This is a genomic window from Leucobacter exalbidus, from assembly GCF_017834145.1.
In the GTDB taxonomy this organism is placed as follows: domain Bacteria; phylum Actinomycetota; class Actinomycetes; order Actinomycetales; family Microbacteriaceae; genus Leucobacter; species Leucobacter exalbidus.
On the sequence record NZ_JAFIDA010000001.1, the window covers coordinates 1,594,702 to 1,611,164 of the forward strand.

Sequence of the window (16,463 nt, forward strand, 5' to 3'; positions counted from 1 at the left end):
CCATCCTATGGGCGCAGCGGCAGGTTCAGCTCACTCGTGAAAGATCGTTCCACACCTGAAACCGGGTCAGTGAACGCGATCTCACTGGCGAGCAGCTGCAGCGGGGTCGAGAAGTCATCGACCTCGATGCCCAAATCGGTGGGGTACAGCGGGTCGCCCGTGATCGGAATACCCGCGCCCCACATGTGCATGCGCAGCTGGTGCGTGCGGCCCGTGTGCGGGGTGAGGCGGTAGCGACCCAGCACGGGCGGCTGCGCTGCGAGTTCGCCCGGTAGACCCTGCGCTTCGTAGCCGATGCCCGCGCTCTCTGCCGCGGTGAGCGCGCGCTCAAACTCGATCGTTGAGCGCGCATTGATCTGCGCCCCGGGCACCACCTCAGCCTGGTGGGTGCCGCGCTGCTTCGCCAGGTGGTTCTCGACCGTCAGCGGAAACGTGAGCGCGGGGTTCAGCTGCGCGACCGCGTGATAGGTCTTGCGCACCTCACCGCGGCGCTGAAACATCGACTGATAGGCGCCGCGCCAGCGCCGCTCGGTGGTGAGCACCAACAGCCCCGAGGTCACCCGGTCGAGCCTGTGCATGGGCGTCAGCTCGGGCAGCCCGAGCTCGTGACGCAGCCGCACCACCACGCTCTGCAGCACGTGTTTACCGCGCGGAATCGTCGATAAAAACGCCGGCTTATCGATCACGATCAGCCGGTCATCGCGGTGCACAATGCTGAGCTCGCCCGGCACCTCGGCCTCGGCGGCGAGGTCGCGGTGAAACCACACGAAGGTGTTGGGGGTGTAGCGGTCCCCCGCCCGCACCGGCGCTCCCGTTTCGTACACGAACCGGCCGTCGGCGATAAACGCATCGACGTCGAGGTGCATCCCCACCCGCGCTACGAGCCACTCGCGCATGGTCTCCCAGGCCGGCTTGGTCGCGGCGGCTGGGTTGGCTGGGGCGGCTTGATCCGGATCCGGGGCAGCATGCGCCGCTGGAAGCTGGGCCGCGGGGACCGGGGCGCGCGAGGCGCCGTCTGCCGTGCGCAGCCAGGCGGCATCGAGGCCGAAACGAGAGGGAAGCGGGGAACGCGGGGGCACAGGCCGAGTCTAACGGCCGCGCCTGCCCGGGTGCGGCCGGGGACACAGCAAACGCCCCGCACCGGCTCTAGAGAGCTGATGCGGGGCGTGCGCTAGGCCAGCTGCTGCTGACGGGGAGACGAGCTGTTAGCTGATCTTGCCCGAACGAACTGCGGCCTTGACCTCGGCGATTGCCTTGGTGACCTGGATGCCACGGGGGCATGCGTCTGAACAGTTGAAGGTGGTGCGGCAACGCCACACGCCCTCTTTGTCGTTCAGGATGTCGAGGCGCACCTGTGCGTTATCGTCGCGCGAGTCGAAGATAAAGCGGTGAGCGTTGACGATCGCGGCGGGGCCGAAGTACTGACCATCGGTCCAGAACACGGGGCATGACGTGGTGCACGCAGCGCACAGAATGCACTTGGTGGTGTCGTCAAAGCGCTCGCGATCGGCGACCGACTGGATGCGCTCCTTGCCGTTCTCGGGCGCTGAGCCCGCAACGAGGAAGGGCTGTACTTCGCGGAATGACGCGAAGAACGGCTCCATGTCGACGATGAGATCCTTCTCGAGGGGCAGGCCCTTGATGGCTTCAACGTAGATCGGCTTCGAGATGTCAAGATCCTTGATCAGGGTCTTGCAGGCGAGGCGGTTCTTGCCGTTGATGCGCATGGCGTCTGAACCACAGATGCCGTGTGCGCAGGAGCGGCGGAACGACAGCGTGCCATCCTGATCCCACTTGATCTGGTGCAGTGCATCAAGCACGCGATCGGTGGGGTACATCTGAACGTCGAAGTCTTCCCAGTACGCCTCGCGGCCCGACTCGGGCAGGTAACGGCGCACGAGAATCGTGACGGTGCGGGCCTGGATGCCCGACTCTTCCGAGGGGTTTCCCGGTGCGTGTGACTCGCTCATGACCTAGTACTTCCTCTCCATGGGCTGGTAGTTCGTAACAACAACGGGCTTCCAATCCAGGCGGATGTGGTCCTCGGGGTCGGCCGAGTGCGGGTCGCCCGTGAGGTAAGCCATCGTGTGCTTCATGTAGTTCTCGTCGTCGCGCTTGGGGTAGTCGTCGCGCATGTGGCCGCCACGGCTTTCCTTGCGGTTACGAGCGGTGTACGCGAGCACCTCAGCGAGGTCGAGCAGGAAGCCCAGCTCGATCGCCTCAAGCAGGTCGGTGTTGTAGCGCATGCCACGATCCTGCACACCAACGTTGTTGTAGCGCAGACGCAGATCGTGGATAACGCCGAGCACGTCGGTGAGGGTCTGCTCGGTGCGGAACACCTGAGCGCCACGGTCCATGTGCTCCTGCAGCTCGCGACGCAGGTCAGAGACACGCTCGGTGCCGGTTCCCTCGCGGAAGCGGGCCACCAGTTCGATGACCTCCTTCGCAGCGTCGTCGGGCAGCGGCACGAACTCAGCGGTTTTCGCGTAGTCTGCTGCCGCGTTACCGGCGCGCTTGCCGAACACGTTGATGTCGAGCAGCGAGTTGGTGCCCAGACGGTTCGAGCCGTGCACCGAAACACAGGCGCACTCGCCAGCGGCGTAGAGGCCAGGCACGACGGTGTCGTTGTCCATGAGCACCTCGGCCTGCACGTTGGTGGGAATGCCACCCATCGCGTAGTGAGCCGTGGGGAACACGGGTACCGGATCGGTCACGGGATCAACACCGAGGTAGGTGCGTGCGAACTCGGTGATGTCGGGAAGCTTGGTCTCGAGTACCTCGGCGCCCAGGTGGGTGCAGTCAAGGTAAACGTAGTCCTTGTTGGGACCAGCGCCACGGCCGTCGAGCACTTCCTGCACCATCGAGCGTGCCACGATATCGCGGGGCGCGAGGTCCTTAATGGTCGGAGCGTAGCGCTCCATGAAGCGTTCACCGCTGGCGTTGCGCAAGATTGCGCCCTCGCCTCGGGCGCCCTCGGTGAGGAGGATGCCCAGGCCGGCCAGGCCGGTCGGGTGGAACTGGTAGAACTCCATGTCCTCGAGGGGCAGGCCCTTGCGCCACACGATGCCAACGCCGTCACCGGTGAGGGTGTGTGCGTTAGAGGTGGTCTTGAAGATCTTGCCGAAACCGCCGGTCGCGAAGATGACCGACTTGCCCTGGAAGACGTGAATGCCGCCGGTGGCGAGCTCGTAAGCTACGACGCCAGCAACCTTGCGGTCCTTGCCCTCGCCCGACATGACGAGGTCGAGTACGTAGTACTCGTTGAAGAAGTTCACACCGAGCTTGACGCAGTTCTGGAACAGCGTCTGCAGGATCATGTGGCCCGTGCGGTCGGCCGCGTAGCAAGCACGGCGAACCGCTGCCTTGCCGTGATCGCGGGTGTGACCGCCGAAGCGACGCTGATCGATCTTGCCCTCGGGCGTGCGGTTGAAGGGCAGGCCCATGTTCTCGAGGTCGATGACCGCGTCGATGGCTTCCTTCGCGAGGATCTCTGCCGCGTCTTGGTCAACGAGGTAGTCGCCGCCCTTGACCGTGTCAAAGGTGTGCCACTCCCAGTTGTCATCCTCAACGTTGGCGAGCGCTGCGGCCATGCCGCCCTGCGCCGCACCGGTGTGCGAACGAGTGGGGTACAGCTTCGTGATGACCGCGGTGTTGGCCTTGGGGCCAGCCTCGATCGCCGCGCGCATGCCAGCGCCGCCGGCGCCAACGATTACAACGTCGAACTGGTGATAGGTAACGCCGTCTTTAACGGTGACCTCTTCGCCCTCATGGGTATTGGTAGCCACGTGAGTCCTATTCTTCGATTCTCAAAAACCTGTGTGGAGCGTTATTACGCGTTGCAGAACGACGCTACGAGCGACGGGTCTGCGCCAGCGGGGCAGGGATCGAGCGTGTAAATCACGATCGTGCCGAGCAGAATAAGCAGTGCTGCCGAAAGGAACAGTGCAACGCGGAAGGCCTTGGCCAGGCCGGGGCGAGTCACGTAGTCGTTCACGATGGTGCGCATGCCGTTGGCGCCGTGGATGAGGGCGAGCCACAGCAGCAGCGTGTCCCATACCATCCAGAACGGCTGAGACAGCTTGCCGCCAACGAAGCCGAAGTCGATGGCGTGTACGCCGTCACCGATCATCAAGTTAGAGAACAGGTGCCCGAAAACGAGCACGAGCAACAGCACGCCTGAGACGCGCATGTAGATCCAGCCCCACTTTTCCCAGTTGGTGCGTTTTGCTGCTGGGGTTTTCGCGCGAGGCGATTCAATCGTCATAGCCATGGTGCTTCTCCCTCGCCCTAGTGACCGAATACGTTCATCAGGTGGCGCGGCAGGAAGCCGGCCATCGTTACTGCCCACAGGGCGATAACGATCCAGAACATGGCGCGGTGGTAACGAGCGCCCTTGCTCCAGTAATCGACCAGAATAATGCGGATGCCGTTGTACGCGTGGAACACGATCGCTGCAACGAGAGCCGCTTCGCCCAGACCCATGACCGGAGTCTTGTAGGTGGACATGACAGCGTTGTACGCCTCGGGGCTGACCCGCACCAGTGCGGTATCAAGCACGTGCACGAGGAGGAAGAAGAAGATGGCAACGCCGGTGATGCGATGCAACACCCACGACCACATTCCTTCGTTTCCACGATAGAGCGTGCCGCCCGGGCGACTCTTCTTCTTTGCCGCTGGTGCGGCTTCTGCCGTTTGGGCTGACACGAGCTTCCTCCTAGATTCTGCTTTATCGAGCCATACTCGACAGCTCACAGGGCAGTACTCAGGCAGTCGTGGGGGCTTCCCAAACACAACGAACCCTGAGAATCCACTGCGACCCCATTATGGCACCATTCCGGCCACACCTCGCACACTTCGCGCCACGCGTCGCAAACTGCCTCAGTACGAGCTTGTTTTGTACCGCGTCCAGCCACACAGACTACGCTGGAGAACATGACCGAGGCCGCGAAATCCACAGCCCCACTCGACCGCTTAACCTGCGTGATTCCCGCAGGAGGTGTCGGGTCGCGTTTGTGGCCGCTTTCGCGCGCAAACGCCCCGAAGTTCCTCTTGGATCTCACCGGATCAGGCGATTCTTTGCTGCGCGCCACCTGGGCCCGGCTCGCTCCGATCACGCCGCCCGAGCGCGTGATCGTGGTGACCGGGGTCTCGCACCGCGATTCCGTTATCAAACAGTTGCCTGAGCTGCTGACCGAAAACCTCGTGACCGAGAGCGAGCCGAAGGATTCGTCTGCGGCTATTGGTCTCGCCGCCGCAATCCTTGAGCTTCGCGATCCCGACGCCATCATCGGCTCGTTCGCGGCCGATCACGTCATTCGCAACGAGGTATTGTTTCAGCGCGCGGTAGAAACCGCCGTGCGTGCCGCCGATCAGGGGTACATCGCCACCATCGGCATTCGCCCCTCTCACGCTGCCACCGGCTTTGGCTATATTGCCGCGGGCCAGGCACGCGGCGACCTCGCCCCGTTCGACGTGTACGACGTCACCCAGTTCGTCGAGAAGCCTGACGAAGCAATTGCCCGCGAGTACCTTGAGCACGGCGGCTACCTGTGGAACGCCGGCATGTTCATCGCCCGCGCCACGGTGCTGCTCGATCAGATGGCCGAGAAGGAACCTGAAATGGTGGTCGCGCTGCGCGAGATGGCCGCCGCTTGGGGCACCGAGCGCGGCGCTTCGGTGCGCGAGCGCCTCTGGCCGACGCTGCCCAAGATCGCGATCGACTACACGGTCGCCGAGCCGGCCGCAGACGCCGGCAAGATGGTCTGCGTGGCCGCCCACTTTGATTGGGATGACGTCGGAGACTTCGCGTCGGTCGCCAACCTGCTCACCCGCGGCCGCGGTTCAGATCTCGCGGTGCTCGGTGACGGCGCCCAGGTACTCTCTGACGGCTCAAGCGGCATCGTCGTCTCAGAGAGTGACCGCCTCGTCGCTCTCGTGGGCGTCGAAGACATCGTGGTGGTGGATACGGCTGACGTGCTGCTCGTCACCACTAAGTCGCGCGCACAAGACGTGAAGAACCTGGTGGGCCGCATGAAGGTCACCGGCGGCGGCCACCTGCTCTAAGCAGCCGCTGTCACCACGGTGATCGTGCAAGCTGCGTTGAGCAGCTCGCACGATCACTTTGCGTTTAGGCCGGTACGACGAGCGCGAACGGGTACCGCTTCGAGCTCACCATGCGCACGTCTTCGCCGAGCGAGGCGACCCCGCCCTCAGCGCGGGCGCCCGCGTAGCGGTCACCCGTTTCATAGTCGGGATCAGTGGAAATCACGACCCGGCCGCTGGCGTTCACCAGTGTGACGTTCTCGGCACTGGCCAGATCGGCGCTCATCTCGCTCTCGAGCGAGTGCACGAGCACGTCGGCGCACACGACGCCCCAAAACGTGCCGTCCACGATCAGCGGCAGCGCCGACGTGATCGTGATTTCGTTTGAGCACAGGTAGTCGACGAAGGGGCCGGCCACGTGCCGTTCGCCGGTGCGCTCTGGCACTCGATACCACTCGAGGCGGCCGAGGTCGATCGATGCTTGGCCCGGGCCGAAGGTCGATGAGGCGAGCAAGCTACGCTCAGATCCCTGCCACCAAGCAAGCGGGTTGCCGGTGGTCACCACGGCCTCGCTGGCGCAAAAGCCTGCGCCGTACAGTGGCCGCTCGGTGCCGTCGAGAATGGCATGCGCCCCGGGTTCGATCAGCGCCACCAGCTGTGATCCGGTGATCGGCCCCTCGTGCAGGTGCGCGCGAAGCTGCTGCTCAAGCTCGGGTAGCCAGCGCGCTAGCGGCGCAAACAGCCCGTCAAAAAACGTGTCAACCCGCGCCAAAATGTCGTGGAGCACATCGTCGTTGTGCACTCGCGTTTCTTGCACGGTCCCCTCCCCTATGAGGTTGATGCCAGTCAGATCGTCTGGCGGCGTGTTTCCAGTGTTGCATGAAGTGACGCGTCTTGCGGCACCGCGAGGAGCTCAGTGCGAAATGTCACGAGCCAGCGCATCGACCCGCGCACGCTGTCGCGCACCGCGGCCCGGGCCGCCGCGACATCGCTGTCGCGCGTGGCCAGGATCTGCGCGGTGAGGGCGTCGTGCGTGGCGAGACGGGCTCGCTCATCGAGGTCTTGCAGCGCTAGGAGCGGAGTGAATTCGGTCTGCACCCGCACGTGCTCGTTAGTGAGGCGCACCGACTGGCTGAGGGCGGCGAGCTCGAGCTGCACCTCGGTCACCCGTCGGCGCCACTGGGCGGCGTCGAGGTCGCGGGCCGAAGCCAACACCTCGGCCGCCACATCGAGTTCTTCTTCGGTGGCGCGCTGGCAGGCGTACTCGGCGCACGCGGCCGACACCACTTCGTAGTGCACGCCCAGGTCGGCGAGGGCCACACGCGGCATTGCCATCAACGCGCGAGCGTTCACTTCTTCGACCGCGCCGCGGCTGGGGCGCACAAAGCTGCCCCCGTTACGGCCACGCTTCGTCTCGATCAGGCCGCGGTGCCGCAGGCCGCTGAGCGCTTCACGCACGGTGACCACGGCGACCCCCATGAGCGCCGAGAGCTCGGTTTCGCTTGGCAGCCGCTCCCCCTCGGTGAACGCGCCGACCGAGATCGCCTGCACGAGCCTGGATTCAACGAGTTCGGTGCGGCCCTCGTCACCGATGGGTGCAAACGCAGCGGTGCGCAGCCGACTGGTGCTGTGCGACGGGGACTGCGCAAAGGGTGTACTCACTGCGCGTTCTCCTCATCTGACGTACGGGGTTCGCGTCGAGTCTGACAGCTGTCGGTTGAAGATTTACTGTACCCGCTGTGATCTAAACGTAATGAGAAAATCATCACCGTGAAACTAAACCTATTAAAACGTATGTTATTGTTTCAACATTAGTTCGACAATGATGTTGAGGAGCGAGAACATGTCTCACACTTCTTCCCCAGGCTCTGCGGCCGGGTTTGGCAGCAGCCAGGCTCGCCCCCGCAAGAACGAGGAACACACCCACCTGCTCGCCACCGCTGGCTCTGCAGTCTCGGTGAAGCAGGTCACGAAGCAGTTCGGTGATTTCACCGCGGTGAAAGATCTCGACATTGAGATTCGAGACGGCGAGTTCTTCTCGATGCTGGGCCCCTCGGGGTCGGGCAAGACCACGGTGCTGCGCATGATCGCGGGCTTTGAAGCGGTCACCTCGGGCACCATTGAGCTGCACGGCACCGACGTCACCAATGATGCCCCGTTCGACCGCGAGGTGAACACGGTGTTTCAGGACTACGCCCTGTTTCCTCACCTCACCATTGCCGAAAACGTTGCCTACGGCCTCAAGGTACGCAAGGTTGCTAAGACCGAACGTGACCGGCTGGTGCGCGAGGCCCTCGAGCAGGTGCAACTGACGCAGGTCGCCGATCGCCGCCCCTCGCAGCTCTCGGGCGGTCAGCGGCAGCGCATCGCGCTCGCCCGCGCACTGATTTTGCGGCCCCGCGTGCTGCTGCTCGATGAGCCACTGGGTGCGCTTGATAAGCAGCTGCGCGAACAGATGCAGGTCGAGCTGAAGCAGATTCAGCGCGAGGTGGGCATCACCTTCATCTTTGTCACCCACGATCAAGAAGAAGCCCTCACGCTGTCTGACCGCGTGGCCGTGTTCAACAACGGCAAGATCGAACAGGTGGGCACTCCCCGCGAGGTCTACGAATTCCCTCAGACCGAATTTGTGGCCCAGTTCTTGGGCACCACCAACTTGCTGCCCGTAGATCTCTCGAATGATCTGTTCGGCGATGCGCGCGTGCACAGTGTGCGCCCCGAGCGCGTACACCTCACCGATCCCACCGCCCCCATTGAGATCGGCACGATCTCCATCGCCGGCACCATTGCCGAGGCTGTTTACGCAGGCCCGACCACGAAGTACCTCATTGACACCGATCGCGGTGTGCGCATTATCGCTGAGAAGCACAACTCGCACACCCCTTCCACTGAGGCGCTCGTGCAGCGCGGCGACCGCGTCAGCGTGAGCTTTCGCGCCGAACACGCCACCCCCATCCCCGAGCCCAGTACGGCATCGTCGGCGCGCACCGCCGCCTAACCACACGGCCGCCCGCGCACTAACGCACTGACGCGACACCGCACACGTTGTAACCACCGCACCACCGCACGATTCAACACCGCACTACCCCTCCCCATTCACGGGGCATCACACAAAGGAGTCATGATGAACAAGAAGATGCTGGCCGTTCCGCTGGCCATGGCGGCGGCCTTGGGCCTCGCGCTCGTCGGCTGTTCTAGCAGCACCGGCGGCGACGCCGGCGGCAGTGGCGAACTCAAGATCGACGTCCCCGATATCGCAGCAGTGAGCGAGATCGGCGACTTCGAGAAGGAGCTCAACATTGTCTCGTGGTCGGGCTTCGTTGAGCCCGAGTGGGTGAAGCCGTTCGAAGAGGAGACCGGCTGCAAGGTGAACCGCAAGATTGCGGGCACCTCAGACGAAATGGTGCAGCTCATGCGCACCGGTAACTACGACCTCGTCTCAGCTTCGGGCGACGCCAGCCTGCGCCTCATCGTGGGCGGCGATGTGCAGCCCCTCAACCTCGACCTCATCCCCAACTTCGGCGACGACATCGTTGAGGGCATGCAGGGCCAGGTCTATGACACGCTCAACGGCAAGTCATACGGTGTGCCCATCGGCCGCGGCGCCAACATTCTGCAGTACAACACCGATGTGGTGAAGGAAGCCCCCACCAGCTGGGATGTGGCGTGGGAGTCAGACAGCCCGTACGCCGGCAAGATCATTGGCTACGATGCCCCGATCTACATCGCTGACGCTGCCGTCTACCTGATGGCGCACAACCCCGACCTGGGCATCACGAACCCCTACGCGCTCGACGAGACGCAGCTCGCTGCCGCCGTCGACCTGCTGAAGCAGCAGAACGAAGTCATCGGCGAATACTGGTCTGACCCCACCGCCCAGATCACCTCGTTCAACGGCGGCGACGTGGTCGTCGGCACCTCGTGGGAGGTACTGAAGCGCCTGTCAGAGAACCCGAAGCTCGAGGGCGTGCTGCCCGAAGAGGGTTCGACCGGCTGGTCTGATGCGTGGATGCTTGCCGCAGAGTCTGAGCACCCCAACTGCGCATACGAGTGGATGAACGTCACCTCAGCGCCCGAGGTGAACGGCCAGATCGCCATGAACTTCGGCATGGCTCCCGCCAACGCCGCGTTCTGTGAGCTCAACGATGAGGCCCGCAAGCACTGCGAGGACTTCAACGCCACAGACGAGGAGTACTTCTCGAACGTGTGGTTCTGGACCACCCCCATCGAGCAGTGCATCGACGGTCGCACCGACGTCACCTGCACGAACTTCCAGCAGTGGACCGACGCCTGGATGACGGTCAAGGGCTAACCCCGCAGACCTCGCTAGCCCGGTGGCGGGTCTCCCCCGCCACCGGGCTGTACGGCCCGGGCTGGCTCAAGCGCTTTGATCCGGATCAAAACCCACCCGCTCACACCCCACGCAATCCCCTCACGTAAGGAATCGTCGTGTCGACCCCATCTTTTCGCGAGACCCGGCCCAAGCCGATCTCCTCAGCCCTGCACCGGCACCCCAAGGGCCGCCTCGCCGCGCTGCTGACGCTTCCCATGGTGTGGCTCGTGGGCGTCTACATTCTCGCCATCATTTTGATGCTGATCACCGCGTTTTGGGAGACAGATCCCTTCACTTCAAAGGTGAAGCCGGGGTTCACCCTCAAGCATTTCACGAGCATCGTGACGGTGCCCGCCTACCTGTCTGCCGCGTTACGCACGCTCGGCATCGCGCTCGCCGTAACCGCGATCTGCGCCGTGCTCGCCGTGCCGCTCGCCATTTACATGGCCAAGATCGCCCGCCCCTGGCAGCGTGCGGCCCTCGCCGTGATGATCACCCTGCCGCTGTGGGCCGGGTACCTCGTCAAGATTCTGTCGGTGCGCATCGTCTTCTCTGACGGCGGCTTCATCAACTCAGTCTTTGGGCCGCTGGGCATCCACAGCCCGGGCTATGGTGTCTTCGTCACCATCATCGCGCTCGTCTACCTCTGGTTCCCGTACATGGCGATTCCGGTATATACCGCGGTCAGTCAGGTCTCGAACAACCTGTTCGATGCCTCGGCAGACCTGGGCGCTCGCGGCATGCGCACGATCTTCACGGTCGTGATTCCGCTACTCAAACCCGCCCTCATCGCCGGATCAATCTTCACGTTCTCCCTGAGCCTCGGTGACTACCTCGCCGCGAAGTTTGTGGGCGGGTCGACCCAGATGATCGGCACGATCATCGCCTCAAACATTAACCTCAACCCGCCCGTGGCCGCCGCGTTCTCTGTGGTGCCCATCGTGATTGTGGTTGTTTACCTGCTGGTCGTTCGCAAAAGCGGCGCCATCGAGAACATCTAGGAGGCCGCGATGTTGCGCCTAGGCCGCGGAACCAAGATCACCCTCGCAGTGATCACCGCCCTCATTCTGATCTGCACCTATATTCCGTTGTTCGTGATCGTGATGAACTCATTCAACGCGAACAAGGTCGCTGGCTGGCCCATCGCCAACTTCTCACTCATCTGGTGGGAGAAGGCACTCACGAACCCGGCCATGCACGCCGCCCTATTGAACTCCATCGTGGTGGCCTCGTGCGCCACCGCGATCGCGCTGTTGCTCGGCACTTTGTCGGCGTTCGCCCTGCAGCGGTTCAAGTTCTACGGCCGCGAAACCGTCAACCTGATCATCATCTTGCCCATCACGCTGCCCGGCGTCGTCACCGGTGTCGCGCTGTCGAACACGTTTTACCAGGTGCTCGACCCCATCGGCATCAAGGTCGGGTATATGGGCATGATCATCGCGCACGCCACGTTCTGTGTGGTGATGGTGTTCAACAACGTAATCGCACGCCTGCGCCGTATGAACCCCAACCTCGAAGAAGCCTCGATGGATCTGGGCGCCGGCATGATGCAGACGTTCCGCTCGGTCACCTTTCCCCAGTTTCGCAGCGCGTTCATCGCGGGCGGTCTGCTCGCCTTCGCGCTCTCGTTCGACGAGGTATACGTCACGATCTTCACGGCACCCCCGGGAGTCGAGACCTTGCCCCTGTGGTTCATGAACCAGATGGGCCGCCCCAATGAGGCGAACCAGGTGAACGTGGTCGCGACCGTGATCATTCTGCTGTCGCTGATTCCGGTTTACTTCTCGCAGCGCGTCTCGGCGCAGGCGGCGAACGATCTGAAGTAGGCACCGGGCTGCGGCTGCAGAGAACGCTGCTCCGGATCAACACCCGCCCAGCAAAACGAAACCCGGTAGTGAGGAATTTCTTCCTTACCACCGGGTTTTGTGTTGGCCGGTGTAGCCCGGGCCCACCTACTCAAGCGCTTTACTCGGAAATCTGATCCCAGCCACCCGGAATATCTTCGATGATTGTCCAATCTGGATGGTAGGCCATGCCTTTACCGCCGTTTAGCCCACGAGCGAATAGCCATGGCGCGTAGACTTTTCGCCCCGGGTGGACGACATCTCCGATGTATCCACCCCACATCGAGAAGGTCGAGTTAGGGACAATCAGTCGCTTCGCATGCACGAGCGCAGCCAGGTCGCCTGCAGGGTCTCCCTGCGGGCGATAGCTGGTCGGCGCGACCGCTCCCAACATGCCATCGAGATGTTCGCGGCACCACTTAATGTCATCTGACACGACAAGGATCGTAAGCGGACGGCCATCATCCTGTACTGCTTGGTCGAGTGCTGTCTGTACGTATTCCTCGATGTTTATGCCGAAGGTGGCCCGGTGTTCGGGCACCGAGTAGTAGTCCCCACGTCGCACGTTCACGACGAGTGCATCGTCAGGCACGACGTGCATGTGCGTAAGCGGCGACTGCGGCAGCAGCACACTTTGCACAAATTTGTGCACCTGTTCCCAGTCGAGACGGTCATCAGCCTGCCCAGACCAGGGCTTGAGCCGTTGATCTGTGAAGCGGACCTCACCCGGGTCCAGCATGAATTCTTTGGTGAAGTTTGGGAACAGATCGATCAGCTGAGACCCTGGGTGCCTCAAAATTTTGCGGCCGACCCCATCGTTCGCCCAAAGCCCAAGCATCAGATAGTTGCCGAGCCGCATCCAGGGGGCGGTCCAAGCAACCTCACGCCCATGGCGACGCACCGTTTCCAACATACCCGTCTTCATGCGCTGCAGGAGATTGCTCATGCGGCCGAGCCTATCGTCTCCGGTGCGTGTCTTTGGGTCACCAGTCGAGCACGTCCCTCTGCCGCGAACTGGATAGTAATTCCGGCTTGGTCGTAAAAGCAAAAGCTTGGTAGCGCGCGGAGCAGATGCCCTTAACGAGCGAAGGCATGAGCCGGATGAATTATCCGCACTCATGCCCTCGCAGCGTGCTGCTTCAATCAGTTGGCTAACCTCCGCGGAGCAATTCAGCTCTGCGCCGCTGGAGTATTGCTGTGTGCGGTTACAGCCGTTCGCCGTGGCTGTCGCGCAGTTCTTCAACCGCGCGCTCGAGCACCGGATCATCGCCGCGTGCGAGCGCCGCGTACTGCAGCACCACGCCGTCTTCGGTCTGCAGCGCTTTCACCCACATGCGTCGGCGAGCCACGAACAGCGACCAGATCAGGCCGCCGAGCGAGAGCAGTGCGAACACCAAGATGCCCACCTGCGCGGGGTTGCGCATGACGTCGAACGAGGCGTATCGGGGAGCGGCCTCGAAGGTGAGGGTGCCCATGCCGTCGGGCAGGTCAACCACGTCACCGATCTTCAGTTCGAGCGACTTCTTGTCGATCGCGCGGCCCGTGAGCTGCTCCATGCCGTCGGTGTTGAGCGCGTATACCGACTGCGGCATGCCGTTGTCGATGCCCAAGTCACCCTCGAACACGTCGAGCGTGAGCACCGGGTTCTCTAGGTCGGGGAAGCTCGAGGTGAACGCACCGCTGTCGAGGTCAGACTTTGTCGGGTAGAAGAATCCACGCAGCCCGAGCTGGGTCGGTTCGCCCTTCGCGTTCGTAATTCCGTAGGGCACCTTCACGACACCGAGCGATGTCAGGTTCGTGTCCTGCGGAATAAACGGCATTGATTCGCTATACACGATCTTGCCCTTGTCATCACGAATCGTGAGAGTGGGAGCGTAGCCGTTGGCGATCAGGTAGATCGGTGAGCCGTACACGCGCAGCGGGTGGTTCACACGAATGATCTCTTCGCTTGAGGTGCCGTCGAGATCAGTGAGCGTCATGCTCGCAACGTAGTCCTTCACTTGACCGATGGCCGAGACATTGCCGTCGTCGACGGTCATGTAACTAACATCGAGCGACTCGAGCTTCAACCGAAACGGGTCAAGGCTTGAGCGGTCAAATGAGGGGCCAGCGTTCACCGTGTCGTAGTCGATCAGCTGGTTCACCATCGTTTCGCCTTCAACGAGTACCTTCTGGCCGCTGAAGGTGAAGACGGTGCCGACGCCAACGCACACGAGCACCCCGAGGAGTGCCACGTGAAACAATAGGTTGCCCGTTTCACGCAAGTACCCGCGCTCGGCTGATACTGAAATCTCGGTGACCCCGCGACGGGTGACCCGCTGCACCTCGGTGCGGTAGCGGCCCTTCGCCAGCAGCGCCCGGGCTTCGTCGATGGCACGGGTCGCAAACTCTTCGCGCTCTTCGGCGGTCGCGTTGGGGTTTGAGACACGCACCTCTGAGAACCCGGCCATGCGGTTGAGGCGTGCGGGCGTCTTCGGTGGGGTGCCACGCAACGCCTTCCAGTGGTGCGCGATGCGGGGCAGCACGCAGCCAATGAGCGACACGAACAGCATCAGGTAGATCGCCGAGAACCACGCCGAGCTGTAGACGTCAAACGCTTGAATAGGGAAGGCGTCGAGAATAGGGAACAGCTTGGGGTGATCGTTCTCGTACTGGATCACGCCGTTAGGGTCAGCGCTGCGCTGCGGCACCAACGACCCAGGGATCGCGGCGACTGCGAGCAGCAGCAGCAAGATGAGGGCGACCCTCATGCTCGTCAGCTGACGCCAGAACCACCGAGCCCAGCCCTTCAGGCCAAGCTCAGGGGATTCCACGCGAACGGGGGCACCGCTGCCGTCTTCAAAATCAGAGGGGCGTGACATAGCCACCAATCACCGCCTGCAGTGCGAACATGATGTTGCTCCAAATGCCGGTCACCATCAAGAGACCGATGAGGATCAGCAGCGCGCCGCCGATCAGATTCACGGCACGAATATGCCGTTTAAAGAATGTCATGGTTTGGGTCATCCAACCGAACCCAAACGCGGCAAGCACGAACGGCAGGCCGAGGCCCAGGCAGTACGCGAGGGCTAATACCACTGAGCGGGTCACCGAGCCCTGTTGCAGGCTCAGCCCCATGATCACCGTGAGAGTGGGGCCCATACAGGGAGTCCATCCGATGGCGAACACCATGCCGAGCAGGGGCGCACCCACCAACCCAAACTTGGGTTTCAGTTTCAGCTTCTTCGTGGTCTGCATTTTGCTGAATGCCCCGATGAAGACGAGCCCCATCACGACCACGAACACCCCCATGATGCGGGTGACGGTCGATTCCCATTTCAGGAGCCACACGCCCACCGTGCCCGCCGCCGCGAGGAAGGTGACGAGTACGACGGTGAACCCCAAGATAAAGAGGCACGCACCCAACACGAGGCGCCCGCGCGCGGGCTTGCCACCGATTTCGGTGCCAGCACTTGCACCGACGTACGCAAGGTAGCCGGGCACAAGGGGCAGCACGCACGGCGACAGGAACGACAACAGCCCCGCCGCGATCGCGATGAGCGACGCAACGAGCAGCTGCCCGTCAGCGACGAGATCTTGAACACCCACCGCGGTTAGCTCTGCTCAGAGGCGTTCGATGCGGCGGTGCCCTGCTCTTCAAGCGTTTCGTTGATCAGCGTGCGCAGCTGTGATTCGCCCGCAAGCAGGCCGAGCACGCGGTGCGCGACGCGACCCTCGGTGTCGAGCACGAGAGTCGTGGGCACGGCGTTCAACGGCACCTGGCCGGCGAACGCCTGCTGCACGGCACGGCCACCTGGGTTATCCATAATCGAGGGGTACTCGACGCCAAATTCCTCAGAGAACTGCTGGGCCTGAGCAACCTGGTCGCGGGTGTTGACGCCCAAGAACTTGACGCCCTCGGGTGAGAAGTTCTCATAGGCCTCAACGAGATCGGGTGCCTCAGCGCGGCACGGGGCGCAGCCCGCGTACCAAAAGTTCACCACGGTGACAGACCCGAGGGTGTCGGCCGAACCGTACTGCTCGCCCGATTCGGTTTCGCCAGAGAACTCCACCGGCGCGGTGCGCTCCGACGGCAAGATACTCACTGACGAACCATCGCCAGAGATATAGCCCTTATCACTCGACTCAGCCCACTGCTTCGAGAGGTCACTGCCCCCTGAGCTGCAACCCACGAGGCCAATGGCGCCCACAAGTGACAGCGCGAGCGCGGCACCGAATCGGCGCGAACGCTTGGTCTTCAACAT

The 16,463-nt window shown here is 62.8% G+C and carries 16 protein-coding genes; 5 read left to right on the forward strand and 11 right to left on the reverse strand.

The window, feature by feature from the left end; genetic code table 11:
- Positions 1–5: 5 nt before the first annotated feature.
- The 5 genes from JOF28_RS07195 to sdhC form a co-directional block, all read right to left on the reverse strand.
- Entirely contained in the window at positions 6–1,079 is a 1,074-nt protein-coding gene (locus JOF28_RS07195; RefSeq protein ID WP_209705146.1) for a pseudouridine synthase, read from the reverse strand.
- 126 nt (positions 1,080–1,205) lie between these two features.
- A complete protein-coding gene (locus JOF28_RS07200) occupies positions 1,206–1,970 on the reverse strand; it encodes a succinate dehydrogenase iron-sulfur subunit (RefSeq protein WP_209705147.1) in 765 nt (254 codons plus the stop codon).
- 3 nt (positions 1,971–1,973) lie between these two features.
- Positions 1,974–3,785, reverse strand: a complete 1,812-nt coding sequence (sdhA, locus tag JOF28_RS07205) for a succinate dehydrogenase flavoprotein subunit (RefSeq protein ID WP_209705148.1) — start codon at positions 3,783–3,785, stop codon at positions 1,974–1,976.
- A 44-nt stretch (positions 3,786–3,829) separates the two neighbouring features.
- Complete coding sequence (locus tag JOF28_RS07210) at positions 3,830–4,270, reverse strand: succinate dehydrogenase hydrophobic membrane anchor subunit (protein WP_209705149.1); 441 nt, start codon at positions 4,268–4,270, stop codon at positions 3,830–3,832.
- A gap of 17 nt (positions 4,271–4,287) precedes the next feature.
- Positions 4,288–4,704 (reverse strand): succinate dehydrogenase, cytochrome b556 subunit, encoded by a 417-nt coding sequence (sdhC, locus tag JOF28_RS07215; protein WP_209705150.1) that lies wholly within the window; start codon positions 4,702–4,704, stop codon positions 4,288–4,290.
- 228 nt (positions 4,705–4,932) lie between these two features.
- On the opposite strand from sdhC, the gene JOF28_RS07220 reads away from it, so the two are divergent.
- The gene (locus JOF28_RS07220) at positions 4,933–6,063 is read left to right on the forward strand and encodes a mannose-1-phosphate guanylyltransferase (protein ID WP_209705151.1); all 1,131 of its coding nucleotides are present in this window, start codon (positions 4,933–4,935) and stop codon (positions 6,061–6,063) included.
- 64 nt (positions 6,064–6,127) lie between these two features.
- Here the strand turns inward: JOF28_RS07220 and JOF28_RS07225 are convergent, their stop codons facing one another.
- Complete coding sequence (locus tag JOF28_RS07225) at positions 6,128–6,859, reverse strand: hypothetical protein (RefSeq protein ID WP_342452113.1); 732 nt, start codon at positions 6,857–6,859, stop codon at positions 6,128–6,130.
- A gap of 29 nt (positions 6,860–6,888) precedes the next feature.
- Positions 6,889–7,704 (reverse strand): FadR/GntR family transcriptional regulator, encoded by an 816-nt coding sequence (locus JOF28_RS07230; RefSeq protein WP_209705152.1) that lies wholly within the window; start codon positions 7,702–7,704, stop codon positions 6,889–6,891.
- A 181-nt stretch (positions 7,705–7,885) separates the two neighbouring features.
- On the opposite strand from JOF28_RS07230, the gene JOF28_RS07235 reads away from it, so the two are divergent.
- The 4 genes from JOF28_RS07235 (at position 7,886) to JOF28_RS07250 (ending at position 12,201) form a co-directional block, all read left to right on the forward strand.
- Positions 7,886–9,040, forward strand: coding sequence for an ABC transporter ATP-binding protein (locus tag JOF28_RS07235; protein WP_209705153.1), 1,155 nt, complete (start codon positions 7,886–7,888; stop codon positions 9,038–9,040).
- 126 nt (positions 9,041–9,166) lie between these two features.
- Entirely contained in the window at positions 9,167–10,354 is a 1,188-nt protein-coding gene (locus JOF28_RS07240; RefSeq protein WP_209706891.1) for an extracellular solute-binding protein, read from the forward strand.
- 137 nt (positions 10,355–10,491) lie between these two features.
- Positions 10,492–11,376 carry an ABC transporter permease gene (locus tag JOF28_RS07245; protein ID WP_209705154.1) on the forward strand — a complete coding sequence of 295 codons (885 nt, stop codon included), beginning with the start codon at positions 10,492–10,494 and terminating at the stop codon, positions 11,374–11,376.
- A 9-nt stretch (positions 11,377–11,385) separates the two neighbouring features.
- Positions 11,386–12,201: an ABC transporter permease gene (locus tag JOF28_RS07250; RefSeq protein ID WP_209705155.1), complete on the forward strand. Its 816-nt coding sequence runs from the start codon at positions 11,386–11,388 to the stop codon at positions 12,199–12,201.
- Positions 12,202–12,340: 139 nt separating this feature from the next.
- Here the strand turns inward: JOF28_RS07250 and JOF28_RS07255 are convergent, their stop codons facing one another.
- From JOF28_RS07255 to JOF28_RS07270, 4 genes are all read right to left on the reverse strand, one after another.
- Complete coding sequence (locus JOF28_RS07255) at positions 12,341–13,165, reverse strand: alpha-1,2-fucosyltransferase (protein WP_209705156.1); 825 nt, start codon at positions 13,163–13,165, stop codon at positions 12,341–12,343.
- A 259-nt stretch (positions 13,166–13,424) separates the two neighbouring features.
- The gene (gene resB, locus JOF28_RS07260) at positions 13,425–15,080 is read right to left on the reverse strand and encodes a cytochrome c biogenesis protein ResB (RefSeq protein ID WP_209705157.1); all 1,656 of its coding nucleotides are present in this window, start codon (positions 15,078–15,080) and stop codon (positions 13,425–13,427) included.
- Positions 15,064–15,807 carry a cytochrome c biogenesis CcdA family protein gene (locus JOF28_RS07265; RefSeq protein WP_209705158.1) on the reverse strand — a complete coding sequence of 248 codons (744 nt, stop codon included), beginning with the start codon at positions 15,805–15,807 and terminating at the stop codon, positions 15,064–15,066. Before JOF28_RS07265 ends, resB begins: the two co-directional genes overlap by 17 nt.
- Positions 15,808–15,812: 5 nt before the next feature.
- The gene (locus JOF28_RS07270) at positions 15,813–16,463 is read right to left on the reverse strand and encodes a TlpA disulfide reductase family protein (RefSeq protein ID WP_209705159.1); all 651 of its coding nucleotides are present in this window, start codon (positions 16,461–16,463) and stop codon (positions 15,813–15,815) included.

Coding starts and splice junctions, on each gene's coding strand:
- JOF28_RS07200 (WP_209705147.1), bottom strand. CDS start 1,970: ATGAGCGAGTCACACGCACCGGGAAACCCCTCGGAAGAGTCGGGCATC.
- JOF28_RS07210 (WP_209705149.1), bottom strand. CDS start 4,270: ATGGCTATGACGATTGAATCGCCTCGCGCGAAAACCCCAGCAGCAAAA.
- JOF28_RS07220 (WP_209705151.1), top strand. CDS start 4,933: ATGACCGAGGCCGCGAAATCCACAGCCCCACTCGACCGCTTAACCTGC.
- JOF28_RS07235 (WP_209705153.1), top strand. CDS start 7,886: ATGTCTCACACTTCTTCCCCAGGCTCTGCGGCCGGGTTTGGCAGCAGC.
- JOF28_RS07240 (WP_209706891.1), top strand. CDS start 9,167: ATGAACAAGAAGATGCTGGCCGTTCCGCTGGCCATGGCGGCGGCCTTG.
- JOF28_RS07250 (WP_209705155.1), top strand. CDS start 11,386: ATGTTGCGCCTAGGCCGCGGAACCAAGATCACCCTCGCAGTGATCACC.
- JOF28_RS07255 (WP_209705156.1), bottom strand. CDS start 13,165: ATGAGCAATCTCCTGCAGCGCATGAAGACGGGTATGTTGGAAACGGTG.
- resB (WP_209705157.1), bottom strand. CDS start 15,080: ATGTCACGCCCCTCTGATTTTGAAGACGGCAGCGGTGCCCCCGTTCGC.
- JOF28_RS07270 (WP_209705159.1), bottom strand. CDS start 16,463: ATGTTGAAGACCAAGCGTTCGCGCCGATTCGGTGCCGCGCTCGCGCTG.